Source organism: Anabaena sp. CCY 9402-a (assembly GCF_963920945.1).
Classification (GTDB): domain Bacteria; phylum Cyanobacteriota; class Cyanobacteriia; order Cyanobacteriales; family Nostocaceae; genus Trichormus; species Trichormus minutissimus.
The window spans coordinates 1-26,025 of record NZ_CAWUDL010000070.1; the positions used below are offsets into that span (position 1 = coordinate 1).

Annotated in this window: 22 protein-coding genes; 10 read left to right on the forward strand and 12 right to left on the reverse strand. The window is 43.2% G+C overall.

What is annotated here, in order from left to right:
* Positions 1-649 (forward strand): globin family protein (locus ACM0OR_RS21785; protein ID WP_414578714.1); only part of this gene is annotated, 649 nt, incomplete at its 5' end.
* A gap of 4 nt (positions 650-653) precedes the next feature.
* Positions 654-2,111 carry a mechanosensitive ion channel domain-containing protein gene (locus tag ACM0OR_RS21790; RefSeq protein ID WP_414578715.1) on the forward strand — a complete coding sequence of 486 codons (1,458 nt, stop codon included), beginning with the start codon at positions 654-656 and terminating at the stop codon, positions 2,109-2,111.
* Positions 2,112-2,190: 79 nt separating this feature from the next.
* On the opposite strand, the gene ACM0OR_RS21795 is transcribed toward ACM0OR_RS21790, so the two are convergent.
* The gene (locus ACM0OR_RS21795) at positions 2,191-2,997 is read right to left on the reverse strand and encodes an inositol monophosphatase family protein (RefSeq protein WP_414578716.1); all 807 of its coding nucleotides are present in this window, start codon (positions 2,995-2,997) and stop codon (positions 2,191-2,193) included.
* Positions 2,998-3,021: 24 nt separating this feature from the next.
* Positions 3,022-4,449, reverse strand: coding sequence for a BCD family MFS transporter (locus ACM0OR_RS21800; protein WP_414578717.1), 1,428 nt, complete (start codon positions 4,447-4,449; stop codon positions 3,022-3,024).
* Between the two features lie 165 nt (positions 4,450-4,614).
* On the opposite strand from ACM0OR_RS21800, the gene ACM0OR_RS21805 reads away from it, so the two are divergent.
* Positions 4,615-5,562 carry an aldo/keto reductase gene (locus ACM0OR_RS21805; protein ID WP_414578718.1) on the forward strand — a complete coding sequence of 316 codons (948 nt, stop codon included), beginning with the start codon at positions 4,615-4,617 and terminating at the stop codon, positions 5,560-5,562.
* A gap of 100 nt (positions 5,563-5,662) precedes the next feature.
* On the opposite strand, the gene ACM0OR_RS21810 is transcribed toward ACM0OR_RS21805, so the two are convergent.
* The 3 genes from ACM0OR_RS21810 to rimO form a co-directional block, all read right to left on the reverse strand.
* The gene (locus ACM0OR_RS21810) at positions 5,663-5,866 is read right to left on the reverse strand and encodes a Uma2 family endonuclease (protein WP_414578719.1); all 204 of its coding nucleotides are present in this window, start codon (positions 5,864-5,866) and stop codon (positions 5,663-5,665) included.
* 156 nt (positions 5,867-6,022) lie between these two features.
* The gene (locus ACM0OR_RS21815; protein WP_323267927.1) at positions 6,023-7,561 is read right to left on the reverse strand and encodes a DEAD/DEAH box helicase; all 1,539 of its coding nucleotides are present in this window, start codon (positions 7,559-7,561) and stop codon (positions 6,023-6,025) included.
* Positions 7,562-7,756: 195 nt separating this feature from the next.
* Positions 7,757-9,073, reverse strand: coding sequence for a 30S ribosomal protein S12 methylthiotransferase RimO (gene rimO / locus ACM0OR_RS21820; protein WP_190706174.1), 1,317 nt, complete (start codon positions 9,071-9,073; stop codon positions 7,757-7,759).
* Between the two features lie 733 nt (positions 9,074-9,806).
* Between rimO and btpA the strand changes: the two genes are divergently transcribed.
* The 4 genes from btpA (at position 9,807) to ACM0OR_RS21840 (ending at position 15,049) form a co-directional block, all read left to right on the forward strand.
* A complete protein-coding gene (gene btpA / locus ACM0OR_RS21825) occupies positions 9,807-10,661 on the forward strand; it encodes a photosystem I biogenesis protein BtpA (protein WP_414578734.1) in 855 nt (284 codons plus the stop codon).
* An 86-nt stretch (positions 10,662-10,747) separates the two neighbouring features.
* Entirely contained in the window at positions 10,748-11,743 is a 996-nt protein-coding gene (locus tag ACM0OR_RS21830) for a vitamin K epoxide reductase family protein (RefSeq protein ID WP_414578720.1), read from the forward strand.
* Positions 11,744-11,888: 145 nt separating this feature from the next.
* Positions 11,889-14,183, forward strand: a complete 2,295-nt coding sequence (locus tag ACM0OR_RS21835; RefSeq protein WP_414578721.1) for a CHASE2 domain-containing protein — start codon at positions 11,889-11,891, stop codon at positions 14,181-14,183.
* 629 nt (positions 14,184-14,812) lie between these two features.
* Positions 14,813-15,049, forward strand: a complete 237-nt coding sequence (locus ACM0OR_RS21840; protein ID WP_414578722.1) for a hypothetical protein — start codon at positions 14,813-14,815, stop codon at positions 15,047-15,049.
* 196 nt (positions 15,050-15,245) lie between these two features.
* Here the strand turns inward: ACM0OR_RS21840 and nadB are convergent, their stop codons facing one another.
* The 7 genes from nadB to ACM0OR_RS21875 form a co-directional block, all read right to left on the reverse strand.
* Entirely contained in the window at positions 15,246-16,922 is a 1,677-nt protein-coding gene (gene nadB / locus ACM0OR_RS21845) for an L-aspartate oxidase (RefSeq protein ID WP_414578723.1), read from the reverse strand.
* Between the two features lie 178 nt (positions 16,923-17,100).
* On the reverse strand, positions 17,101-17,529 hold the full coding sequence (psbU, locus tag ACM0OR_RS21850) for a photosystem II complex extrinsic protein PsbU (protein WP_414578724.1): 429 nt from the start codon (positions 17,527-17,529) through the stop codon (positions 17,101-17,103).
* 393 nt (positions 17,530-17,922) lie between these two features.
* On the reverse strand, positions 17,923-18,828 hold the full coding sequence (locus tag ACM0OR_RS21855; RefSeq protein WP_414578725.1) for a mechanosensitive ion channel family protein: 906 nt from the start codon (positions 18,826-18,828) through the stop codon (positions 17,923-17,925).
* Position 18,829: 1 nt separating this feature from the next.
* Complete coding sequence (locus ACM0OR_RS21860) at positions 18,830-20,044, reverse strand: MarR family transcriptional regulator (protein WP_414578726.1); 1,215 nt, start codon at positions 20,042-20,044, stop codon at positions 18,830-18,832.
* A complete protein-coding gene (locus ACM0OR_RS21865) occupies positions 20,041-21,393 on the reverse strand; it encodes a mechanosensitive ion channel family protein (protein WP_414578727.1) in 1,353 nt (450 codons plus the stop codon). The genes ACM0OR_RS21860 and ACM0OR_RS21865 overlap by 4 nt, the downstream gene beginning before the upstream one ends.
* Before the next feature lie 104 nt (positions 21,394-21,497).
* Positions 21,498-21,785 carry a hypothetical protein gene (locus ACM0OR_RS21870; protein WP_414578728.1) on the reverse strand — a complete coding sequence of 96 codons (288 nt, stop codon included), beginning with the start codon at positions 21,783-21,785 and terminating at the stop codon, positions 21,498-21,500.
* Between the two features lie 566 nt (positions 21,786-22,351).
* Positions 22,352-22,969 (reverse strand): DUF3120 domain-containing protein, encoded by a 618-nt coding sequence (locus ACM0OR_RS21875; protein WP_414578735.1) that lies wholly within the window; start codon positions 22,967-22,969, stop codon positions 22,352-22,354.
* On the opposite strand from ACM0OR_RS21875, the gene ACM0OR_RS21880 reads away from it, so the two are divergent.
* The 3 genes from ACM0OR_RS21880 to ACM0OR_RS21890 all read left to right on the forward strand — a co-directional run bounded on the left by ACM0OR_RS21880 (position 22,881) and on the right by ACM0OR_RS21890 (position 25,984).
* The gene (locus ACM0OR_RS21880) at positions 22,881-23,243 is read left to right on the forward strand and encodes a hypothetical protein (protein WP_414578736.1); all 363 of its coding nucleotides are present in this window, start codon (positions 22,881-22,883) and stop codon (positions 23,241-23,243) included. The genes ACM0OR_RS21875 and ACM0OR_RS21880 overlap by 89 nt on opposite strands.
* Positions 23,244-23,400: 157 nt before the next feature.
* Positions 23,401-24,363 (forward strand): undecaprenyl-diphosphate phosphatase, encoded by a 963-nt coding sequence (locus ACM0OR_RS21885; RefSeq protein WP_414578729.1) that lies wholly within the window; start codon positions 23,401-23,403, stop codon positions 24,361-24,363.
* A gap of 280 nt (positions 24,364-24,643) precedes the next feature.
* Positions 24,644-25,984: a TIGR03279 family radical SAM protein gene (locus tag ACM0OR_RS21890; RefSeq protein WP_414578730.1), complete on the forward strand. Its 1,341-nt coding sequence runs from the start codon at positions 24,644-24,646 to the stop codon at positions 25,982-25,984.
* The last annotated feature ends 41 nt before the right edge of the window (positions 25,985-26,025 follow it).

Here is a 26,025-nt window from a genome sequence, read left to right on the forward strand (position 1 = left end):
TCTTGGAATCCCCCACTGCATTCGGTACTCCGAATCAGTGGTGGGAGGATGTCAATTAGTCATGCGCTTGTACACTCAAGCGGAACTCAATAGCATTGTGATGACTCGTGCTGCCTATGAGTGGGTGGCAGACTCTTACACTTTGGTGCAATATCGACGAATGCAGATTGATATGATTGGCGAAGTGGATACATGGATTTTGGTTGCTGCCACTAGGGTATCAATGAGTAAAGTAGACCTGGTACAATCATCCTTTGCAAAAGTTCAGCCAATAGCAGCTACCGTTGCCGAACTATTTTATCAGCGACTATTTGAATTAAGTCCCTCTTTGCGACCTTTATTTAAAGGAAATATGGAAGAGCAACAACGTAAGCTGATGAGTACACTAGCGATCGCTGTTGAAGGATTACGTAACCCAGCAGCAGTGATTAAAGCTGTGCAAGAACTGGGTAAAAGACACGCAGGTTACGGAGTGAAGGAGGAATATTATGATCTTGTGGGGGAAGCTTTACTCTGGACGCTAGAGCAAGGTTTAGGCGAAGCATTTACTCCCCAAGTCCGGCGAGCCTGGGAAGAAGCCTATAAATTTTTGAGTGAAATTATGAAAGATGCTGCGGCTCAGGTAGAGCATCAAAATATTGGGGTTTAGGATCATGCGCCAAGACATATTAACTTGGGGAATTGCTCTGATGTTGGGAGTCCCTGTAGTGGCGATCGCACTCAACGAAGTAATTGAGAGATTACAACGGCAGAATATACCCTTCGTAGAAACGCTGCAACATCTGCGGAATCTAGTTTTGCCCTTTCTAACTGCCTGGCTAGTGATGCGTCAGATTCTCACTCTCGCACCTTCAGGAAACTTCGTGCGTATAGGCGAAACTTTATTTTGGGTGGCAATTATCTACACTGGACTATCTTTTTTAAACACTACCCTGACACCCCGCAAAAAACCTAAAGCTTGGCAAATTAGAGTACCAAATCTCTATTTTTTGTTAGCACGAGCATCTGTTGTATTGCTTATCGGGGTGCATATCCTGGCTAATATTTGGAAAATTGACTTAGCACAAATTACAACTGCTCTTGGGGTTGGTTCTTTAGTAGTGGCGTTAGCTTTGCAAGATACTTTAAGCAACTTAGTTTCAGGTTTTCTGTTACTTTTGGAAAGACCCTTTGAAGAAGGAGATTGGATAAAAATTTCGCCACGTTCAGGCACAAATTTTGAAGGAGAAGTAATCGAGATGAATTGGCGGGCTGTTCGCCTGAAAACCCGCAATAGAGACATCATTGTGATCCCAAATGGAGAACTAGGGAAAACAACATTTGAAAACTACACCTTACTCAATCCCATCCATGCAGAAAGGGTTTTTGTTAAATTTTCTTATAATGATTTACCTAATCATGTTATAGAAATTATTAAAAAAGCTGCATTAGAAACTCCAGGGATTATTGCCGATCCAGAACCTAATGTTCGCATCAAAGAATATGGGGATTTTTTCATCAATTACGAGATAAAAATCTACATCAATAATTATCCCAAGAAAGATGATATCAGAGGCGATTTGTTAAAAATAATCTACTACGCTGCCAAGCGTCACAAGTTAACAATTCCTCTGCCGACTCAAATGGAATATTCTGTTGATCAAGCTTTGTTAAAAAGTGAAGTTCCACAGGAAAGAGTATTAGAATACTTGGAAGCACTGCCTTATCTGGCATTTCTCGACCCTAGCACTATCAATAAACTTGCTCGTCATGCCATTGTGGAAGAATACGGCATAGGTGAATGTATTATCAAAGCGGGAAATATCGACAAAGGATTTTTTATTGTTTGGGATGGATGTGTTTGCCTCTCGGTAAAAAATTCTCAAGGGGAAGATCAAGAAGTATTTCGTTTGTCAGGTGGGGATTGTTTCGGTGAAATGTCACTATTAGCGGGACAAAGGAGCTTAGTCACTGTGACGGTGGTTCAAGATTTGCAGGCGATCGCGATTCCGACTGAGGTTATCATTTACCTAGCGGAACACAGTGCTAAGTTTGCCTTAGAAATCAACCGCTTAATTGAAGAGCGAGATCAGGCTATTAAATTAGTTAAAGGAATAGTCAAAACTTTTTGAACTAGTTGATTGAAGAAAGGTACAGAGCAGTATTTTTTCTGCCCCCTACCTTTCTTGAGCAAAAAGCTGGAAAAACTTGTTAGATTTCCATCTTTTGAGTAAAGGGGGTAAAAAATGGCACTAATTCCGAGCGACTGACAACAAGGGTAGGAAAAGAGCGATCGCTATAATCTTCTGCTGATACCAAAGGAAATGGCTGTGAATCCAGGGATATCCAACTACCGCCAGCCGCTTGCACAATCACCCAAGCTCCTGCTATGTCCCATACCTTGGGTGTTGCTTCTACACCGCCTAAAGTTGCCCCAGCTGCAACGGTGAGGAAGTTATAGCTAGCTACACCCAGCATCCGAATTTTGCAGGGAAAGCCTTGTTGCACCACAGCCAAGCTGCGAGAACAGAGATTAAAGAAATGATTACTACTGGGAGCATCAATACTGGTATGGATGGGGTGATGATTAAGAAATGCTCCCGATGGTGTATTTAAACCAGAATCACCTGACCAAAATCCGTGAAAGGCTTGATTCAGAGGTGGGACATAGACATAACCAAAAATTGGTGTACCTCGATATAACAAACCCAAAGAAATTGACCAGATAGGAATACCCCGTGTAAAGTTGGTTGTTCCATCTAAAGGATCAATTACCCAGCACCATTCTGTACCAGGAAAAATCTGATCGCTTTCTTCACTCAAGATTCCATAACCAGAGAAAGTAGAAGCGATCGCATCCCGAATTTCTTGATCAGCCCATTTGTCGGCTTGTGTTACCAAGCTACCATCAGCTTTTTGTAAAGCTTGCACCTGACCATAATCTTCCATGAGTCGCTTTCCCACCCTGGTAGTAGTGGTTTGGGCGAAATCGAGAACTGTCGTCCAAAAATCATTCATTGATAAATTCTCACCAAAGCCGTTTTAGTCTAAATCACTTTCTAATACAGAAGCGATCGCTTGCTTGGTATTGGTTTGAAATTCTGTCACGTTTACCCGATTGAGAAACCAAATCGACAGCACCATACCTAAAGCTTCCAAAGCAAATACTAATCCATAGGCTAATTCTAATGTTGGTAGCAGATTCCGGCCTAAATCTAAAACTGCACCACCTGCAACTACTGCTAGTCCCCTAGAAACGGACTGTGCTAATCCCCAAGCACCAATAAATGTACCTGCGCTTTCCGCAACTGTGAGATCCAGCATCAAGCTAATTGCAGCTGTCGTTAAAAACCCAGTCGCTAACCCAAATAAAACTAAAGCAAACTTCAAAAAGGCAGGATTAGCCGAAAATCCCGACGCACCCAACAATAACGCTGCAAATGCGACTAAAACACAGCCCAAGCGTGCAGTTCTGCGTTTACCCAAGCGCGGTACAATCAGAAAGCCTGTGACTCCGTAGGCAATTAACAGACCTGTACCATAAAAAACGTTGAGTTTGGTACTTTCAGCCAAGGGCATTTTAAACACTTGACCCGCAAAAGGTTCGAGAATTGGGTCTTGCATGAACAAGGAAAATGTCATCACCAATAAAAAGGTGAAAAACAACCCTGTTTGGGGACTAGCTGTTAAAATCTTCCACGCTGCACCCAAGGTGATGCTGTCTTCCCGGTTGCTGAGACTAGAACGGCTAGCGTAGAAAGAATACTTTTTTTCTACACCCCAGGTAGCGACAAACGACAACCCAAAGACAATCGCCGGCACAATCACAAACAGTCTGTTAATTGCTGCCTGTAAAGTCAGTATATTGGCTTCTGGTGTTAATTGTTTGAGCAAACTAGAACTAATAATTGCCCCGACAATAATCCCCAGCATCAACATTGACCAGACTACACCCACCACTTTAGAACGGTTATCTTCCTCGGAGATATCCACCAATAAAGCCGCAAAAGCCGTACCACTAGCGCAAATTGCTAGACCGTAGACGGCAAAAACTAACCCTAAAACTGCTGTCCAGCCAATAGTAGCCGTTGTCCACACCCAGCCACTAGAATCATTGGCTACACTATTTAACTGCCACATTACTTGTACAGCTAAAAAAGCCGCGATCGCAAATATTGCTGCACCTATCCAAACATAAACTGTACGGTGATAACCCCACAAAGGCTTGGCATCGGAAATCTGACCAAACCAAATCCGCGAAGGAGAGACAAATGCAGGTAATGCTAATACCAACGCCACTAACGTCGCCGGAATTGCTATTTCTTGAATCATGACTCTGTTTAGTACACCCAGAGTCAAAATAGACATCATCGCCAACCCCATTTGAAATAGGCCAAGGCGAAACATAGTGAAGAGATTCACTCTCTTAACAGACTCAGGTTTTATTGACTCAAAATTGCTGGTTGCCATTGATAATTCACTGAAAACACTACAGGATTTAGTCGTTCTTTAACTTAAGATAAACCCTGCCCATCCCCAATCTGTCAATTTTCATGCAGTTTAGGGCAACTTCTCGATGATGCTAAAGCTACACTAAGAAAGTAAAGAAATGTAAACAAACTAAAATTTACTATCGTGGAAACAATCACATTGGGGAAAAATGGCCCATCTGTCACCCCCCTTTGCATTGGCACTTGGGCTTGGGGTGATAAACTGTTTTGGAATTATGGCGACGACTACGGACAAGAACAGTTACAAGCAGCATTTACCGCCGCTTTAGAAGCTGGTGTGACCTTTTTTGATACCGCAGAAGTTTACGGACTAGGACTATCAGAAAAATTTTTAGGACAATTTCTTCAGCAAACACAGCAGCCAGTACAAATTGCCACGAAATTTGGCCCCCTACCTTGGCGATTTTCAGGACAATCTGTTACTGATGCGTTAACAGACAGTCTGAACCGCCTGCAATTAGAAAGTATTGCCCTGTATCAAGTACATTGGCCTTTTGCCTTCTTTTTAAGTCAAGAAACTTTGTTGAACACCTTAGCCGATGAAGTGAAGCGGGGTAGAATTGCGGCGGTTGGTGTTAGTAATTACTCCGCCGCACAAATGCGCGAAGCTCATCAAATATTAGCAGCTAAAGGAATACCATTAGCGGTTAACCAAGTACGCTATTCTTTACTAAGTCGCCAAATTGAAAGCGAAGGGATCTTGGCAACTGCCCGTGAGTTGGGTGTAACAATTTTGGCATATAGTCCTTTAGCTCAGGGATTGCTTACAGGGAAATATACGCCTGAAAGTTCTGCTAATCTTAGCGGTGCAAGAAGATTAGATCCCAGATTTAGCCAGGAAGGAATGCAAAAAATCGCACCAGTGATTTCTTTATTACGCAGCTTAGGGGAGAAACGCGATCGCACTCCAGCCCAAGTTGCCTTAAATTGGTTAATTGCTCAGGGTAATGTTATTCCTATTGCTGGGGTAAAAACTGCCGAACAAGTACAACAAAATGCTGGCGCGTTAGGTTGGAAGTTAAGCGACGATGAAGTTCAGGAATTGGAAAAAGTCAGTCGTCCTTGGAGATAGGAACTGGGGACGAAGAATTTTAGATTTAGATTATTTATGTCATTAAAAGCGTTCGTGTCTCGGAGACGCGGACGCTTTTAATGACTGTAAATATTTTTGCTCATCTACTTAGCACCCATTCAACTTTATTACCGTTTTTTGTTTCCAGTTCAGGCAGAATAAAACCAACACTCGAACTAGTTACTCGTCCAAGTTTACGCGGACGTACCCAGTTGCTAAGTAATCGAATTAACTCAGCATCTATTTTTTTTGAAGCATAATCCGATGGTTCTCTAACCAGGATATTACCGTCCACTAGTTCCATCTGCCATTCTGGATGTTCAGCTTGTAGCTGCTCTAAGGAATGAGATTGCGAACATCAGACTAGAAATATTGCATCACTATCTATGTTCCTACAAGCTGATAAAAACAATTAGTTATGAGTTCCGAGTAGACAAAATCATACTCAGCACTCCGCACTCTATGAAGCTGATTCTCTAGTTGCGGATGAGCCTAACTTTTGATTACCAGAGGAAACTGAAGGCTCACGACGACCTGAGCGTAGTTTTGGCTTGGAACTTCCACGTCTGTCTTCGTCACCGTTATTGTTATCGGATCTGTTCCAGTTAGAACGGTTTCTGTCACCAGAAAATTCACGCCGCTTGCTGAGTTTGGGTTTGGGAGATGATGTCGTTTCTTCGGGAATTTCGACATCCGAACTTAACCACGCGGGACGAGTTTGATCGTAAGCGATTTGTAGTGCCGCAGCTGCGATCGCCTGTGCGTCGTATTGTTCAATCAGTTCGCTGATAATTGGCAAGAATGAAGCTAAACGTTCACCAGCCAAAGCTTCTCTGACTTGCCCTTGCAATTTCATGATGTGGCGTGCTTCGATTTGCGCCCGTGTGGGAATGGAAAGCAATTGCCAATTTTGCCGCACATGGCGTTCAAAGATTTGCTGTTTGCGACGCTCAAAGGGTTGTACTAGGGTGATTGCTGTACCTTCTTTCCCGGCGCGACCTGTCCGTCCAATGCGGTGAACGTAGGTTTCAACGCTATCGGGAAGGTCAAAGTTGATTACATGGGACAGTTGATCGACATCTAAACCCCGTGCAGCAATGTCGGTGGCTACTACCCAGCGTACCTGACGATTACGGAAACGATTGAGTAATCTCTCCCGTGCTTGTTGGGATAAATCGCCGTGATATTCATCGACACTGTGACCAGCCGCTTGCAGTAGACTGGTGAGTTCGGCGGCGGTGCGTCTGGTGCGGACAAAGATTAAAGCGGTTTCTGGGTCTTCCATTTCCAGAATTGGCTGTAATGCTTTGGCTTTTGTCCAGTGACGAGGAATGAGATAAGCTACCTGATTGATTTTGTTGGGGGTGGCTTTTGGTTGCTCAACTGTGACAGTCACAGGCGATCGCAAAAACTTGTTGACCAACATCCGAATAGATGGTGGCATGGTAGCTGAAAATAGAGCAGTTTGGCGTTCTTGAGGGGCTTGGGAGAGAATTCTCTCAACATCATCGATAAAGCCCATGCTCAACATTTCATCGGCTTCATCTAATACAAACCACTTGACTTGATCAAGTTTCAGATTACCCCGTTCTAGTAAGTCAATGACTCGTCCGGGAGTACCGACAACTACATGAACACCACGCTTGAGTTGCATAATTTGGCGATCAATTGATTGACCACCATAAATTGCTAACACCCGCAAGCCACTATGACCAACAAATTGGGACACAGCATCGTGAACTTGAATGGCTAACTCGCGGGTAGGAGTTAAAACTACGGCTTGCACACCTCTTTGCTGAACATCAATCCGCTCTAGCATTGGCAGGGAAAAGGCAGCTGTTTTGCCTGTACCCGTTTGTGATTGACCTACTACATCTCTACCCGACAACAGTTGGGGAATAGCTTGCGCTTGAATGTTGGTAGGTTCGGTAAAACCAAGTTTTTCTAAGTGTTCAACGCGTTCTTGTGAAATGCCTAGTTCTTGAAAAGAAAGATTCATCAAATCTCCTCGATTGTGTTTTTTACTTTGAAATTTGTAAATTGAAACTTTATTAGGGGACTGGGGACTGGGAATTTTAGATTTTGGATTGAATCATCTAAAATCCACTTATTGAAAAGCTGGGGACTGGGTAAAGAATAAATCTTTTAACCTTTTTCCCTTCTGTCACCTATCACCTGTCACCTGTCACCTGTCTTATGCGACAACTTGACCAAACAAATCGTACTCATCTGCGCCGTGAATCTGGACGGGTACGATAGTTCCTAACTTGGCCTCGCCACCAACGTAGACTTGTCCATCAACTTCTGGGGAAAATCTGCCAGAACGGCCGATTAATTTCCCACTTTCAGGGTTTTCTTGCTCAATCAGGACTTCAACGATTTTGCCGACTTCCTGCTGATTTTTTTGCCAAGATATGGGCTGCTGGATGGCCATAATGCGATCGCGACGTTCGTCCATGACAGCTTGTGGCAGTTGATTGGGTAGTGTGTATGCGGCTGTTCCCTCTTCTGCTGAAAAGGTAAAGACTCCCACATGGTCAAATTCATGCCGTTGCACAAACTCAAGTAGATGCTCAAAATGCGCTTCTGTCTCTCCAGGGAAGCCTACTATTAATGTTGTCCGCAACACTGCACCTGGTACGGCTGTTTTCAGGCAAGTGATAATTTCATCATTCACTCGCCCTTGCCAGGGACGGTTCATAGCCCGCAAAATCTCTGGATGAGAATGTTGCAGGGGCAAATCCAAGTAAGGTAAGACGTTAGGTGTCTCTTGAATTGCCGCTATGACATCTGGGGTTAGCCCAGTGGGATAGGCATAGTGCATCCTAATCCACGGTACATCCACTTTCCCCAACGCCCGCAGCAATTGTGCTAATTTGGGCTTACCGTAAATATCTAACCCGTAGTTAGTGGTGATTTGGGAAATGAGAATGATCTCTTGCACCCCTTGAGAGGCTAGTTGCTGGGCTTCAGCAACTATTGATTCTATGGTACGCGATCGCTGGTTACCGCGCAGATGGGGAATAATACAAAATGCACAACGGTAATCACACCCTTCTGCGACTCGCAGGTAAGCAACTCCTTCGGTGGTAGTGCGGTAGCGCGGTGTTGTTTCGTCCGCAATGTAAGTTGGTTCGGCACTAACCTGTTTAACCCGCTCTCCTTGCTCTACCCTTTCAATGACATTGACGATTTGATGATAATCTCCAGTGCCAACTACAGCGACGGCTTCCGGCAATTCCTCCAACAATTGTCCTTGGAAATGCTGGGCCATACAGCCTGTAATTACTATTTTTTTGTTTGCTTCTGCGAGTTCTACTAATGTTTTAACAGATTCTTCCCTAGCTGCTTCAATAAAACTACAAGTATTGACTATAACGTAATCTGCTAACTCTTCATTTGCATCTACACCATATCCTGCTTCTACCAGCAGCCCTAACATATGTTCTGTATCAATTCTATTTTTCTCACAACCCAAGTGAGAAATTGCTATTGTTGGCTTTTCACCCATATTTTGAAAAAATTTTCCGGTTTTTGCTTGTTGTCAAACACAAACAGCAGTAATTCTACTCTTTGTGGTTCGCACCCTAGCAGTTACATTACTCCGGTGGGGTGTTTCCACTGTCAGTAACCGCCTCAAACCTATGACCTTAGTTATGTTCAGGTCATGTTATGATGTTTTTATTAGTTTGTTTCCCAGGTAAAAATTAAGTGTCTTTGGGTACATTTGACACTTGTAATCTTTTTTAACAAATCGCCTGTTGGTATTTTATACTACCGCAGCGTGTGCGTTGTTAATTTACCCATCGGGAAGCCGCCCAAAGGGCTGTTTGTGAGAAGTCGCTACCCTCAGGGAAATCGCACTTGCGACTACGCCCAATGAAGCAGTAATGCTGCCCTAATGTCCAGGCTATGCCAACGACGATGCGTAAGCAAAGTGCCTAAACCAAGGAAAGCTGCCTTGCGTGTTGTGAGTGGCAAACTCCTCTTGTAGCCAGGTTTTATCTTAACATATCTTATGGTGAGTTTTACGCTAAATTCTATCTTCAGGTGGAGGCAGTAAAACAACCAAAATAAAACAGACTTAAATGATAAGAAGGGATTGGGGACGAATCAATTCAAAATTCAATATTAAAGAATATTTGGAAGAGAGACAAGGAAGCAGAGAAGAGCAAGTAAATGCCCGATGCCCAATGCCCGATGCCCCATTCCCAATACCTGATGCCCTCACAATACTAAAAGACGTGGACTTAGATCAGCTATTTAAAACCCGAACACCAATTATTGGCGTAGTACACTTGCTACCCCTCCCGACTTCACCTCGTTGGGGAGGTAGCCTCAAGGCAGTGATTGACCGCGCCGAACAAGAAGCAACGGCTCTGGCTAGTGGCGGAGTTGACAGTATTATTGTAGAAAATTTTTTTGATGCACCGTTCACTAAAAATCATGTCGATCCAGCCGTTGTGAGTGCCATGACTATAGTAGTGCAGCGCATCCAGAATTTGGTGATGTTGCCTGTAGGTATTAATGTTTTGCGAAACGATGGTCATAGTGCAATGGCGATCGCTAGTTGTGTAGGGGCGCAATTTATCCGTGTGAATGTTTTAACAGGGGTAATGGCTACTGATCAAGGATTAATTGAGGGGGAAGCCCATCAATTACTCCGCTATCGTCGAGAATTAGGTACTGATGTCAAAATTCTGGCGGATGTTTTAGTAAAACACGCCCGTCCCCTGAGTTCCCCCAATCTCACTGTTGCCGTCAAAGACACCATTGAGCGCGGTTTGGCAGATGCGGTGATTTTATCGGGTTGGGCTACTGGTAGTCCCCCAAACCAAGAAGATTTAGAACTCGCTTGTGGTGCAGCCAATGGCACGCCAGTATTTATTGGCAGTGGAGCGAACTGGGAAAATGTTGCTACACTGTTGCAGGCCGCTAATGGTGTAATTATTTCTAGCTCATTAAAACGCCAAGGTCGGATTGAGCAACCAATTGACCCTATTCGCGTCAGTCAATTTGTGGAAGCTGCCCATCGGAGTTGGAACTCCAAAAGTGACAGTGACAGCAAATCAGCAAAACAAGTAAAGTTACATTCTTAGGGAGTAGGGAGTAGGAAGTAAGTAATTGTTCCCAGTCCCCAGTCCCCAATCCCCAATCCCCAGTCCCCAATCCCCATTCACAGTTTATGATTCGCCGCCGTTCTACTCCCTGGATTCATAAGTGGTCACGGATAATAATTGCCGCGATCGCTGGACTTGGTGCTTTGAATACTGGCTATTTAACTATCGAAAAGTTAACTGGAGGTAGTGCTGCTTGTGTAGCCGAAGCTGGTGCTAAGGGTTGCAATGATGTACTTGCTAGCCCTTGGGGGACAGTTTTCGGCCAACCACTCGCCTTATTTGGGCTTTTAGCCTACATCGGTATGCTGGTTTTGGCTTTAGCACCTGTGGTTTTAAAAACAGACGAAAATAAAGGCCCCAAACAACTAGAAAACTTGACGTGGTGGCTACTGTTGGTAGGCGCGATCGCCATGTCTGTTTTTAGTGGCTACTTAATGTATGTACTAGCGTTTCAACTAAAAGCTGTTTGTCCTTATTGCATTACCTCGGCTTTGTTCTCCCTCAGTCTTTTAGTAGTGACTATTATTGGTCGTACCTGGGAGGACATCGGGCAAATCTTGTTGACTGCACTGATTGTCGGGATGGTGACACTAATTGGTACTTTGATTATTTATCAAGATATCAATCCCAATCCCAAAACCCCAAATGGTCAAGTTAGTGTACCGCCTGGAAGACTTGCCCCCTTCGTTCCCCAGAGCAATCCTGACCCTAAATTCGGTTGGGAAATCACTACTACTTCTGGTGAGGCAGAAATTGCCTTAGCACGCCACTTAGTTCAGGTAGGTGCTAAAGAGTATGTAGCTTATTGGTGTCCTCACTGCCATGACCAAAAACAGTTGTTTGGCAAAGAGGCTTACGATATCCTCGAAGAGAATCAGGTCAAGGTAGAATGCGCTGCTGATAGCCCTAATAGTAAACCTGAATTGTGTAAAGCTGCACAGATAACAGGCTTCCCTACTTGGATTATCAACGGTAAACCCTATAGTGGAGTCCAAGACCTCTCAGAACTAGCCAAGGTGACAGGTTATACAGGTCTGAGTAACTTCAAATACTTTAGATAATATTGCCTACTCAATCTAAATTATTTGTGAGAGCCAAGAACCCCGATTTCTAAAAGAAATCGGGGTTCTGAATTATCGTAAATTATAGGTTTTAATGTCTTGAATTTTGAATTTTGAATTTTGAATTGTTCAGTGGGTAATGGGAATGAGCCAGAAACTCAGCAAGCGTCTCGTAAAATTAATTTTGGGGCTAAAAGCATCGCTTAGTAGAGTCAATAAAGAATTAATTATTACTTCTGGCGTTGTCATTTTAGTCTTATCTTTACGCTACTTAGGATTGTTACAATCCTTAGAGTTAGCAGTATTGGATCAATTTTTTCAGTTACGTCCACATGAGCCACCCAATCATCGAATTACGATAGTCACGATTGATGAAGCTTCTTTACGTGAAGGATTCCCCATTCCAGATGTTGTGATTGCTGAATTATTGCAAAAACTACAAGCTCATCAACCCCGTGCTATTGGTTTAGATATCTATCGGGATGTGCCTATAAAAAATGGTCATGCAGCTCTAGTTGCAGCATATAAATCAATGCCCAATTTGATTGGTATTGAACTGCTATCACCTAACGGTAAACAAACCGTTTTACCTCCAGCAGATTTAAATCGCCAACAAGTAGGCTTTAACAATATACTGTATGACCCTGATGGCAAAGTCCGTCGGAGTTTATTGTATTGGCATATTGGCAATAATTTACATGAAAGCTTTGCTTTAAAACTAGCTCTGTTGTATTTAAAATCAGAGGGTATTATTCCCCAAGGTGCAGCTAGTAACCCCAAGTTTTTACAGTTAGGGAAGAAAGTATTTAACCGCTTTCAAGAGAATGACGGTGCTTATGTGAGAGCTGATGCCAAAGGCTATCAAATTTTGTCTAATTTTCCTAAACCTGGTTGTAACAATACGCCGGAAAAAAGCTGTGGTTATCGCCAAGTTAGTATGGGGGATGTGTTAGCGGATCGAGTTCCAACTAACTTGATTAAGGATCGGATTGTTTTAATTGGCTCTACTGCTTCTAGTCTTCAGGAGGTTGTATTTATTCCCTATTCTAGTGGGCTGATGACAGGAGCAAAGCCTGTACCTGGGATTGTATTGCAAGCCTATTTTGTGGATCAATTAATCTCAGCAGCTTTAGACGGAAGACCATTATTAAAAGTTTGGCCAGAGTTTTGGGAATATTTGTGGATTTTTGCTTGGTCTTATATCGGAACTGCAACTAAATGGCGAATCTGGCGACCTTTACCTAGATTTTTACATAAATTTGTAGAACAATGGAGTACACCAATCCGCAATCTTCCTATTAGCAAAAATGCGGGTAGTGTAATTTTGTATTTCACTTACATGAAAAGTGCTGTCAGTGTGATACTTTCTTGTTTGGTGCTGATCATTGGTGCATATCTAGCTTTCTTGTCTGGTTGGTGGATACCACTGATTCCGCCACTACTGACATTTAGTGGTTCAGTCATCTGGATAACTTATCATTTGGCTCATATGCAGGAAGAGTTGAAACGCTCTAGAGAGTTTTTACAGCAAGTAATCAATACGATCGCTGACCCCATTTTTGTGAAAAATGAACAACGTCAATGGATTGTGTTAAATCAAGCTTATTGTGAATTTATTGGTCATCCTGATAGCGTGCTGATTGATCAGTCGGATGTTGATTTTTTCCCTAAACATGAAGCTGATGTTTTCCGCGAGCAAGATGAGTTAGTTTTATTGACACAGCTACCCCAGGAAAATGAAGAAGAATTTACTGATGCTTATGGGAAAACTCATTTAATTGCAACTAAGCGATCGCTTCATAAAGATGCAGCTGGAAACTTCTTTTTAGTAGGGGTGATTCGAGATATCACGCAGCGCAAATTGATGGAAGATGAACTCCGGCGGACTGCGGCTGAGTTGTTTCGCTCTAATAGTGAACTCAAACTTAAAGAAGACCGTTTGCGTCATTTAGCCTATCATGACTCTCTGACCGGGCTACCTAATCGTAAATTTTTCGCTGAACAACTGCAAGAATCCATTGACTGGGCGCACAATAATCATCTATTACTGGGGATACTGTTTCTTGACCTGGATGGTTTTAAGCAAGTTAACGATACCCTAGGCCATGAAATCGGCGATCGCTTGTTGGTAACTATTGGTCAGCGATTAAGCAATTCCCTACGTGCTAGTGATACTGTTTCTCGCTTAGGTGGCGATGAGTTTACAGTGCTTTTACGAGCTATACCTAATGAGCAAGTAGCAGATAAAGTCGCAGAGAAAATTTTAGCTAGTATCTCTGAACCAATTGTTTTAGCGGGATATACTACTAAAGTTTCGGCTAGTATTGGCATCAGTATTTACCCTATAACTGGTCAAGATGCTGATACATTACTGAAACAAGCAGATGCTGCTATGTATCGCGCGAAGAATCTGGGGAAAAATCGCTATGAATTTTTTTAGGGGTAAGGGAGTGCTAAGTTGTGTTAGCGGTAGCGCGGCGTTTAGCCGGTGCTTAGTGGATGAAGGCTTTATCAATCCACAATCGAATTACCCTATGCCCAGTTCATTAATGACTCATGATTCATTTATTCTTGAACTTTCTTTAAGTTTGATCGATAAAAATTCATGAAAAATTTACATAAGAGCTAATTTACTATCTATATTCACCAAATTCTTATATAAATCTACTATCAGTAGATCAAATTTCTTCAGTGATTTTACAGATTAAATACTTATTTAAGTGAGTATTTACACATGGAAATGTTAAGATTTTATTAAATAAATATGGCAGAGATAATTCTTTTGTGGTACTTAATGAACATATATAACTTTAGGCTGAGTTTTACTTCTAACTTTAGAGTGATGTAAACTACTGGCTTTCAGTTGTATTCCTTAATTGTCAAGCTTGTTTGAAGACCAAAATCCGTATTTCGGCTACCCTTTTTACTAGATACTTGTCAATTAAGTGGTTTTTTCGGTAAATAAGCAAAAGCTTTTCCAAAAACAAAATTTTGTAAAAGTAATTCAGTTTCCTGTATTTAACAAAACACGCGCGATAAATCCACAATATTTTCCGGCTACAAAGAGCTATGAAGACAAAATTGCAAATCATTAGTGCTGTGATGTTGTGTCTCAGTGCTTTTTTGGTAATACCAAAAGTTGCTGACGCTACGGCCACTTTTCGCCATTCACCAAATCTTGCTTCTCATCATCCTGATAGTAACCCTACAAAAACTCGTCAATATCAGCAAAAAGATGTATTTAATACTTACGTCCCACCAAATTATGGAGGGCCAGACAGCGAGTATGGGAGTGGTACTCGCTAAATCTTTTTTTTGAAAAAATATGGGAAGCACAAACCCAAAAAATCTAGTCACAAGGTGGTTCTTGCGACAAAATTCTTACGTCTCAACACAAAAGCTGTGGTGTATGAGGAATAGAGAACCTTCAGTATTTATACTTGCTCTTTCTGAGAAGAGTATAGTCAATGAAAGCACTTAGTAGAATTTACTTAAGAAAGATTTAAGATTTCACAATTGACGATTTACTCCATTGGTACTTATGTACTAAAGTGTGAGTTTGCCAATCAGGATTGGGGTGGGGGTAGTCTAAACGATAATGTCCACCCCGGCTTTCAGTTCTAAAGGCGGCACTTTTGAGGATGAGATAAGCTACATCCAGTAAATTGCCAGTTTCTGCCCAAAGTCGGACTTGTTGATCAACGTCTGGAAAATTGAATTTAACAGGTTCATTGGGATGTAAAGCCAGTAAGAATTGACTCAAAGGCAAATCCTCGAAATCTTGCCGCCAGGATTCTAAAGTAGCGATCGCACTCAATAAACTTGACTCTTCCCGACAAATACCAGCACTTTGCCAAACTAGGCGGGGTAATTTTTCCCTGATGGTGGCTAGCTGTGTTTGTTGGTGTTGCCATTCGTTAACATCAATATTAAATTCCCGTGCGGGTAATCCTGGTAGTTCTGCGTCTTCTTCATCAGGAAGTTCGATTTGTGCCAACTGTGCGCCAAAAACAATACATTCCAGTAGAGAATTACTTGCTAGGCGATTAGCCCCGTGTACCCCTGTACTGGCAGTTTCTCCCACTGCGTATAATCCCGGAACATTGGTACGATTCATCAAATCAGTAGCAATGCCACCCATCCAGTAATGGGCGGCTGGGGCGACAGGGATGGGTTGATGAAAGACATCAATCCCCCAATGCTGACAAACTTTCAGAATGTTGGGAAAACGCTGGCGAATTTTTTCAGGGGGGATAGGGCGCATATCTAACCACACATGGGCAGTAGCTAGATCAACGGCGGTATGTTGGAGATGGCTAAAAATGGCTCTACTGACTACATCTCTAGGTGCAAGTTCACCAGAGGAGTGATAGTCAAAAGCAAACCGCCGTCCTTCATCATCAATCAGGTGTGCGCCTTCCCCACGGACAGCTTCACTAATGAGAAAGCGTCCGGGTTTAGTTAAAGCAGTGGGGTGAAATTGCACAAATTCTAAATCGCGGAGAATTGCTCCCACCCGCCAAGCGATCGCCACTCCATCGCCGGTACTAACGGCTGGATTGGTAGTCTGGGCAAATACCTGGCCGCCGCCACCTGTAGCTAGTACCACAGCCCTAGCTTTGATCCAGCTAATTTCACCTTGATAGAACAGACTAATTCCCTGACACTTACCACTTTCAGGTTCTAGCCACAGACTCAAAGCTAAAGCTTGCTGAATTACTTGAATATTTGGACGACGTAATACTTGGGCGGTAAGAGTCGTTGTCACTTCTCTACCGGTGGTGTCAGCAGCGTGAAGAACCCGGTGACGCGAATGGGCTGCTTCTAACGTTAATGCTAGAGCTTGGGCTTGCCCATGACGATCAAAAGCCACCCCCAAGTTTACCAAAGATTGAATACAACTAGGGGCGTGTTGGGCGAGAAATTCTACAGCTTCAACATCACATAAACCTGCGCCTGCTTGGAGCGTATCTTCAATATGAAGGGCAGGAGAATCATCTGGAGCGATCGCGGCGGCGATACCACCTTGCGCCCAATCACTGGCTGAAAGAGCAACTGTTTCTTTAGTAATCAAGCCGACACGCAAAGATTCTGGCAGACACAAAGCTGTATAAAGTCCGGCTGCACCCGCACCGACTACTAAAACGTCAAATTGGCTAGGTATGTCTATTTGTGGCAAGGTTGGGGACTGGGGACTGGGGACTGGAGACTAAGAATCAGGAAGCAATACTCAACCTTAATTACGAATTACGAATTACGAATTACGAATTAGTAATTTCTTCCCTTCTTAAATAATAAGACTCCCACCCCCTGGATAGAGGGTGGGTGAGTCTTCTTGACAGGAACTACATGAAAAATTATCTGTAGATACCGTTGTTAAAGCGATCATCGCCTTCATTGAAGACAGATTCTAGTTCTGTCACAGTGAAGTTATCAAAATTAGCTTGCAGCAGTTGCTTTTGGCGATCGCTCAATCCAGGTAAATCCAAGATATCCTCGACTTTAGAGTAAGGAGCATTCTTGATGATTTTCTTCGCCAGAGTGGGGTATAAACCTGGATATTGTTGAAAAGCTCTGACGTTGGTATTATTCAAATCAACTTTTTTACCGAACTCTGTTGCTAGTTTGTCGTCTGCTCGATTCCTCCGTTCAATTGCTAAAACTGGGACTTGAGGCATAACGAAACTTTGTAAATTGGCAGCTTGGGCAATCTGAGTTGTTCCCAACCATCCCCAACAACCAAGCAACAAACTAAATACTGTTAATAAACGCGCCAATCCTTTCACGATTTTTTACCTCTTTCCATCAAACTGAAATAACAGCGTTAAGCTCACAGCTGCCAACAATATCTAGTCCATCATCCATAGTTGTGACTATTGACTCTCGATTATTAACTGTTGACTAAAAGCTGATGGCTTAATCTACACACAGCAGCCATCAAAAACTAATATACAGCTTATTAATGGCCACAATCTTTGCTGATACTTGCTTGGCAACAGAAATTAGGCTGGGAACAGGAGAAGAGAGCTTAAGGACTGCCCACTAAAAAAATGTCTCATAACTGTGTAAGCAGGGGGAGCAGAGGAGAAATAATCTATCTGATCATCGTCTTTGTTCTAGGAAATTGGCTCATTTAATTTCTAGAATTCCCTTAATATTTTTTGCCTGTGCTGAGTATGCTAGTAGGTGAGGTTGCTTTCACCTTGGAAGACACTCGAAAGTTTTGGGTAGGCTAAGTTGTGAAGAGCAAAAGCTTGCTTAGAACGCCGAATCAGATCGGTTTTATAGACAAATTCATCTCGTGCATCCATTGGGTAAGATCGCAGTTTGAATTGAGTCCCCCAAATTTGTTCTTGCATAACTACAACAATCGGGAGATTAAGCTGCGTGTACTTGCTGCTGTATGCCGCCTGATATAAAATCCGAATCACCTGTTCTACATCCACATTATGATCAAAATAAAAATCAGTGGCAACTTGGGCTTCTAATTGTCCACTGTTGGCATTAGATACAGCTTCTGTCCAGGTTTTATTGTGGGGAATGGTAACAGTATTATCATCAGGAGTCTGTAGCCGAATCCCTCGCAGTCCATAGCCTATCACTTCGCCGTAATGGTCTTCAATTTGAATGCGATCGCCTACTCGATAGGGAGCTTCAAACAAGGCAACCACTCCCGCAATAATAGAACTAACATAATCCTTAAACGCAAATCCTAGGGCAACGGCGAGCGTTCCCGTTAATGCCAAGAGATTTGCTTGAGACAAATTCAGGAATAGGTTGAGTAAATAAAAAATTGTCACAATCAAAATCAGTCCTTTCCAAAAGGGAAGGGATTGTTTGATTAGTAACCGAAATCGACGTGGGACTCGTTCTGAAATCCAGTTGGTTAACGATTGAACAGTCAACGAACTCCCATAGGCGATCGCAACGGTGATAATAGCACGAAAGATTTTTTGTAGACTCACGTCTGTGAGAAGTCGCTGAGGTAGGTTTTGCGATACCTCTAATTGGGCGAATACGAACGTTTGGCTACACCACTCAATCGGAGAAACGAGACCGATGGGATCTAAATTCGATAAAGTCATGTTAATTTTTGCCAACAAAGAAGTTGTTATTTGCTAATTCGTTCTTCAGCCTGGTGTAGTGTGAGGCGCGCACAGACAATGCCCCATTGCCTCGTTCCAGTAACCCTGCTCGCAATAACCGTTGAATATGAGCCTGGATATGGCTTTCTGATTCACCCAAGCTGAGTGCCAGATGAGCGCGGGTGATCTGCCCATGAATAAGCACAGAATGGAGTAAATAGCGGTCGATAGCTGTTAAAGGCGGCAGATTAGGTAAAGAAGGGTTGGTTTCGTGTAGGGTGATAGGTTTTTCACTGCCAGTTTTCGTCAACGTGGGTTGATTTGGCTCGTTATCTTCCATATCTGCTTGGCTAACGCGCAAACTCTCTAACCAGAGATTGGCTGCAATACTGCTGACTCCAGAGGATTGACTAGCTAAGGAATCCCAATAGGATTTGTGGCGTTCCTCATTGGTGCGATCGCCATCGGAGTTTTCGAGGTCACTTGTGTCAAGCACTGTTTTGGCGATGGGGTCTAGCCATACCTGAAGCATTGCTCCATCTATTGCTGGCAAAGCTTCTACTTCGCTAAAATAAGAGCTAATCTGGCAAACAAAATCGAGAAAATCCCAAGCCCATTGATTGCATCCCATGATCCAGAAACAGTTGCGATTATGAATGGCAACATCTCGCAAGTATTCGATGCCATCCCAGCCGCCAATACAGCGCAGGAAACACTGCTCTAGACAGGGAATAACAATTAACGTAGTACGCTGTTCGAGGCTTTCTACATTAAGTTGATCATCAGTATTCCTTGAGTTAGTCGTATCGACCTGCTGGTAAGGTGTAAGTGCCTGCTGAATCTGCTGAGTTATCTTCAGTGGATTGCAAGGGCGGTTCAAACAAGTAAGCGGTGTAATCACTTGCACCGGGGTATCTTGCCAGTTTTTCAAACTATCGCCCAAAATTTTGGCGATCGCCTCTACGGGATTAGCTAAAACCACCAGGTTATTCGGTGCATCTAGGTTCTGTTGCCAAGTGTTAATCGCATTGGCGATCGCCTCCTGCACATTGGTTTGATAGGCTTTAGGACTGGGTAATGCCTGAATTTTCAGTATTAGTTGAGTTTGGATGGTATCAGGTAGCTCAACCAATGCCTGATCTATTTCTGTGTTTTTTACTTGGGTAAACCACGACTGCACGCGTTGTCCGATGGAGCGAATAAAGTAATGAGTCATCGATGCTCCTCGGAGGCTTGAGAATGATTAGAAGATAAGACAGCCTCTGAGCGCGGCTCTTCGGTGGCTGCTGTTTTTGGTACTAAAGGTGCGTCCCTAAAGGTTAGGGTATAGATTTCGGTTGGCATTTCGATGTTAGCCGCCTGTAACTGTTCTTTAATGCTCTGGGTAACCACAGATGTGACTTGCAAAAAGGATTGTCGCCGTGAATTCACCCAAAACCGCACTTCTATATTGACTGTACTCGCCGCTAACTCTCGCACTAAAATCACAGGGGGTGGGTCTGATTCTACACCTTCTACCTGCATCACAGCCTCCACAATAATTTGTTGTGCTGTGTTGAGATTGGCATCGTAATCAATGCCAACCATGACATGACTCCGCCGGACTGGAGAGGCTGTGTTATTGATAATACTGCTCTGGAAAACCTCTTGATTGGGAATATACACCAGTCGCCCATCATAGGTTCGCATCGTGGTTGCCCGCAGTTGAATTTGCACCACCGTTCCCTCGTAGTTTCCAATCACCACTTGATCGTTGATGTGGAAGGGGCGGGCTGCTAACAAAATCACCCCGGAAATATAGTTGCTCAAGATATCCTTGAGGCTAAAACCAATAGCAACACTAGTCAGCCCTAATGTTCCTAAGAGAGTGGCAAAGTCCAAGCCCATAATTCCCAGCGCAATTACACTGCCTACAACCCAAACGCCACCGTAGCACAGTCGCCCAATCAAGACTTCGGTGCTGCGATCGCCCTCGGTTTGTTCTGCCCACAGCAACCCCACTCGACGCACTCCCCTAGCAACCATCCAGGTAACGCCCACAATCAAGAGTGCGCCCAGGAGCGACGGCAACAAGTTAATTGTGTTACCCACCAACTGACGAGACGTGCCATCCAAACGTTGCAGCACATCAATTGCTAGATTTGGTTGGGCAAATGCCCGATTCAAACTTTCTGCCCATTGCTTTGCTAGCTCTTCCACCGTGACATTAAAGTCGAGAGCATCCTGTTGAGTGACTGTCATTAATACACGATTATTGACCTTCACCAGAGCAAATCGACGCTCTGAATCAAACTGTGAGAAAACAACATCAGGCGATCGCGACTGGCTTAACAACCCACCAATGCGGCGATTAATGATTTGGGCGCGTTTAGTAGCACTTAACTCTGCCAAACTACCTACCTGAAAAATGGGCTGCCCTCGTACTAAAATATCGGCAAAAAACAGATTATCTTCAGTGTCATTAACAGAAGCTACTTTGGGTGAAGTTGATAAGGGCGCAGAGGGAACTGCCTCTTCCTGAGCCTGAAGAGTCAGGCTAGGAAAGTTCAGTATCAATACAATCAAAACTGGGATGCTCCATCGCAGCCAGGTACACTGAGAAAGAAACGCTTTCTGTCGGTTCAAAAAGTACCTAACCAAACCCATAGTCCCTTTCTCACAGCAACGATCTATTTAAATTTAGAAGCGGCTTCTTCAAAGGAAGCACTCAAATCATTCCAGGCACTTTGTGTACCAGCTTTCAAGCTCTCCCAAGCATCATCACTAGAGGCTTTTAGCTCGGTTAGCTTTTGCTGCATGGCCTCTCGTTTGGTTGTTAACTCTTTGATTTGCTTGTCTAGTTCAGCTTTAGCATCTGCACTGGTTTGATCGGCTTTGGTTCTCATTGCATCCAGTTTCGCGCCCCATTCTTGGAGTTTTGCTTCCATTTCACCTTGATAAGCATTTTTGTCTTCCATGTCTTTCTCCTCAACATAATATTTTGTACTTCGGCGTTGCATAATTGTGGGATGCCCTATCAGGCTACGCCCCGCTTCTCTACTTCCCTACGGACGCTGGCGCGCAGATGGCTTGCTTCTCCTTCAGAGACGCTACCGCGCTTCCTTCTCTAAGAGAGGCTGCGCCCTAAGCGTAGCTATGCCGCAGTCTTTACGGAACACTGAGTGAACGCGTAGCGTATCCGTAGGTAGGATTCACCCGCAGGTGCGGAGGCTTCCTCCGAACAGAACTTTTCAAGACAGAGACGCAGAGAGTATAAGGGGTTTGAGATTTCAATACCGCCAATTTCATCCCATAATTCAGCAACGCTCATACTTCTATAGTCATGGTTAGTATAGATGCAAGGGATTTAGCATAAAATTTTACGTATATTTTCTTAACCTACGTGATGTGCGACTTATTTTTAGGACAATACGGTTCAGATAAAATAACTCTCCCACAGCAAAAATTCGTAGAGATGTTACATTGCAACGTCTCTACACATCGGGAAACTACGCCAATAACTAAAAATCAACACCGTTGATTTTTAGGCTGCCAAAGCCGCTAACAAAAATAGACTGTCTACCAAAATTGTACTTAAGACTGCACCACCAAAAGCATACCAGTGGAGTTGCTTTTGGTTTAAAGGTATGATGCCAGTTGCTAGCAAAACTAAAGCCAGAATTATTGCCCAGGTTACACCCCAAGGAGTTTGTACTTGTGTAACGGCAGCTTGTAAAATCGGTGACACATTGCTGGGTTCTACCTGTATGATTTGCCGCCAATAGGGTATCAAGTCTACTAAATAAAAGTAAACATCTGTTAAGACTGTACCGAGTAAAGAACCTAAATAAAACCAGTTACCAACTTTGCCCCAATTACGTACTAAACACCAACAGGCAAAGGGTAGACCTATTGATTCTACTGGTAGATGCCATAAAGGCTCAAAACGCAACCAACCCCAGTAAATTGCCCCTGCTAACCAACTCCAGCTAAAGCCTAAGAGTAAATCTCCCCAAAGATAAGTAGCAGGGCGTGACATTAATTTAAAACTCAGCCATACCCAAAATCCGGTCATGGCTAAACTGAGAACCGGCAGCGATCGCACCAGTGGCGCTTCAATAAATACTGGCACTGACACTAAAAACACTGCGGCGGCAAATATTAACCAAGTTTGTCGCCCAGGTACAACTAGGGGAAAAGACGCTGAAGCTTGTAACGTTGATTCTAATTCCCTAATTTCCCTTGGTTCTGTTTCCCTTGGAAGTAATTCCGTAGTTATCGCCGTGGTCGAAGTAGTGTATGAGGACAAAATATTATTAATCAAAATTTTAATAATTGTTACTAAACTTTATATTACCCAAAATACCATACGCCAAAATCCCCCCCTGGGGCATTCTTATCTTACTACGGTTTTGCGTGGGGTAGGTGATAGGTGACAGGTTATGGGTGACAGGTGAAAAATTTCTCCCCAGTATCCAATCCCTTGCACAGCCAACTAGAACATGAGATGCTTTGTTGGGTAATTTTCCTGGCAAGTTATTGAGACAGCTGTTTGTTTAATTATTGGTAATCACAGCGATCGCAGGTAGACTCATGACTTTATTGAAACGTCGGTGGTTTGTGCTGCTTGGTGCAGTCTCTGCTGTTTTATCGGTAGCAGCATTTCCAATCAAAGTTCTCAGTACCCCAACTAGTATCAGTACAGTTGGGGTGAAAGCAATGAATATTTGGCAGGCGATTGTTTTAGGCTTTGTGCAGGGAATGACTGAGTTTTTACCAATTAGCAGCACAGCCCATTTAAAGGTAGTACCCGTAGCCTTGGGTTGGGGTGATCCGGGGGTGGCTTTTACTGCCATCATTCAGCTAGGTAGTATAGCTGCTGTGTTGTCGTATTTCTGGGAAGATTTGACCAGAATTATGAAGGGAGCTACCAGAGCGATCGCCCTGAAAGATTACAATGATTATGATTTTCGCTTGTTGTTGGGTATTCTTTTGGGAACTTTACCAATTATCTTTTTTGGACTGTTAATTAAAAGATTTATTCCAGACTTTGATAATTCACCGATTAGAAGCCTAGGCGCGATCGCCATTGCCTCAATTGTCATGTCAATTTTACTAGGCTTGGCAGAAAAACTTGGTCAGCGTCAGCGAGATTTTGAACACTTAACGATGCAAGATGGTCTATTGATGGGTTTAGCCCAAGCTTTAGCTTTAGTTCCTGGGGTATCTCGTTCTGGTTCTACCCTCACTTCGGGCTTATTTATGGGCTTACAACGGGAAACCGCAGCTAGGTTTTCATTTTTGCTAGGGATTCCCGCCATTACCTTAGCGGGGTTAGTGGAATTAAAAGATTTGTTAGGTACAAGTTTAGGGGATGGGGCGATTATTCCCTTGGTAGCGGGAGTAATTTCGGCGGCGATTTTTTCTTATATTGCGATCGCCGGATTACTACGTTTCCTCAAAACTCAAAGCACTTGGGTGTTTATTTGGTATCGATTGGTATTTGGTGTAGTAATTTTAAGTGCAATCAGTGCCGGACTGTTGAACAATAGTTAGTAGTGAGTGCTGAGTAGTGACTGCTGAGTAATGAGTGCTGAGTGCTGAGTAATGAGTGCTGTTAGCAGTAGCGGTAGCAGGGCGTTTAGCCTGTGCTGAGTTAAAAGAAGAGTATGCCAGTGGCTTTATGCGGGGAAACTCTTCCGCTACATTGGTATAGCATCATTTGAGGTAAAGTTTCCCCAACTTTATTCACTACTCACTACTCAACACTCAGCACTCATTACTCATTACTCAGCACTCATTACTCAGCACTCAGCACTCAGCACTGTTTAGACTCATGACTACTATTCGTCCTGCCAAAATTACTCAGGTATTACCAGACTCGATCGCATCTGAAATTGGCTTTGAGGTTGGTGATGCGATCGCAGCTATCAATGGCACACAGCCCCGTGATTTAATTGATTATAAATTTCTCTGCTCAGATGAATTTTTAGAATTAGAAATTTTAGATGCTTCTGGCAAAACTCATTATATTGAAATTGAAAAAGACTACGACGAAGACCTGGGGTTAGAGTTTGAAACTGCGCTCTTTGATAGTCTAATTCAATGCAATAATCGCTGTCCGTTTTGCTTTATTGACCAACAACCCCCAGGGAAGCGTTCTAGCTTGTATTTGAAAGACGATGATTACCGTTTGAGCTTTTTGTATGGTTCTTATCTTACCCTCACCAATTTACCGGAAAGGGAATGGCAACGGATTGAGCAGATGCGGTTGTCTCCCTTGTATGTTTCCGTTCATGCGACAGAACCGGACATCAGAATTAGACTACTGAAAAATCAGCGTGGGGGACAAATCTTAGAACAGTTGTGCTGGTTTCAACAAAGACGGTTGCAAATTCATGCTCAAGTCGTCGTCTGTCCGGGGATAAATGATGGTCAACACCTGGAACAAACCCTACGGGATTTAGCGTCATTTTATACTGGTGAAGTTCCTACTGTAGCATCGGTGGCAGTCGTACCAGTAGGTTTGACAAGATTCCGTCCTGAACAAGACGAACTAGTACCTGTAACCCCAGAAAAAGCTCAAGAAGTGATTGCTCAAGTGCAATTACTGACACGAGAATTTCGGCAAAAGTCTGGTTCTAATGTGGCTTGGTTAGCTGATGAATGGTTTTTGATTGCTGGTGCAGAATTACCCAGTGAATCTGAGTATGAAGAGTATCCGCAAATTGACAACGGTGTGGGTTCAATTCGCTTATTTATTAAGCAATTTGAAACTGCGGCGGCGGAGTTATTACCAGAAAAAATCTCACCTACCAGAAAATTGACTTGGGTTGTTGGTAATGCTGTAGAAAAAGCCTTCCAACCAATTGTGGGACGCTTAAATAATGTTGCAGGTTTGGAAGTAAATATGCAGGCACTAAATAGTAATTATTGGGGGCAAGCTATTAGTGTTACAGGCTTAATTACAGGACAAGACTTACTTTTAAACTTAAAAGGGCAAGATTTAGGTGAGGGAATTTTGCTCCCTAATGTCATGCTTAAACATGGAGAATTGGTATTTTTAGATGATATGAGTGTGGCAGAAGTAGCGCAAAAATTAAATACAAAAATTTTGCCAGTAGCAGGGGTAGAAGAACTGATCAATACTTGTATTAGTCATGCGGTGAGCATTTAATTAGTAAATCTCAGTTGTTTTTCGGAGGTAAAATATGGTTA

Excerpts from the sequence above, each read along its gene's own strand:
- ACM0OR_RS21790 (WP_414578715.1), top strand. The coding sequence starts at position 654 with ATGCGCCAAGACATATTAACTTGGGGAATTGCTCTGATGTTGGGAGTC.
- ACM0OR_RS21795 (WP_414578716.1), bottom strand. The coding sequence starts at position 2,997 with ATGAATGATTTTTGGACGACAGTTCTCGATTTCGCCCAAACCACTACT.
- ACM0OR_RS21800 (WP_414578717.1), bottom strand. The coding sequence starts at position 4,449 with ATGGCAACCAGCAATTTTGAGTCAATAAAACCTGAGTCTGTTAAGAGA.
- ACM0OR_RS21810 (WP_414578719.1), bottom strand. The coding sequence starts at position 5,866 with ATGGAACTAGTGGACGGTAATATCCTGGTTAGAGAACCATCGGATTAT.
- ACM0OR_RS21815 (WP_323267927.1), bottom strand. The coding sequence starts at position 7,561 with ATGAATCTTTCTTTTCAAGAACTAGGCATTTCACAAGAACGCGTTGAA.
- rimO (WP_190706174.1), bottom strand. The coding sequence starts at position 9,073 with ATGGGTGAAAAGCCAACAATAGCAATTTCTCACTTGGGTTGTGAGAAA.
- ACM0OR_RS21830 (WP_414578720.1), top strand. The coding sequence starts at position 10,748 with ATGATTCGCCGCCGTTCTACTCCCTGGATTCATAAGTGGTCACGGATA.
- ACM0OR_RS21835 (WP_414578721.1), top strand. The coding sequence starts at position 11,889 with ATGAGCCAGAAACTCAGCAAGCGTCTCGTAAAATTAATTTTGGGGCTA.
- ACM0OR_RS21840 (WP_414578722.1), top strand. The coding sequence starts at position 14,813 with ATGAAGACAAAATTGCAAATCATTAGTGCTGTGATGTTGTGTCTCAGT.
- ACM0OR_RS21855 (WP_414578725.1), bottom strand. The coding sequence starts at position 18,828 with ATGACTTTATCGAATTTAGATCCCATCGGTCTCGTTTCTCCGATTGAG.
- ACM0OR_RS21860 (WP_414578726.1), bottom strand. The coding sequence starts at position 20,044 with ATGACTCATTACTTTATTCGCTCCATCGGACAACGCGTGCAGTCGTGG.
- ACM0OR_RS21870 (WP_414578728.1), bottom strand. The coding sequence starts at position 21,785 with ATGGAAGACAAAAATGCTTATCAAGGTGAAATGGAAGCAAAACTCCAA.
- ACM0OR_RS21880 (WP_414578736.1), top strand. The coding sequence starts at position 22,881 with ATGGCTAAACTGAGAACCGGCAGCGATCGCACCAGTGGCGCTTCAATA.
- ACM0OR_RS21885 (WP_414578729.1), top strand. The coding sequence starts at position 23,401 with ATGACTTTATTGAAACGTCGGTGGTTTGTGCTGCTTGGTGCAGTCTCT.
- ACM0OR_RS21890 (WP_414578730.1), top strand. The coding sequence starts at position 24,644 with ATGACTACTATTCGTCCTGCCAAAATTACTCAGGTATTACCAGACTCG.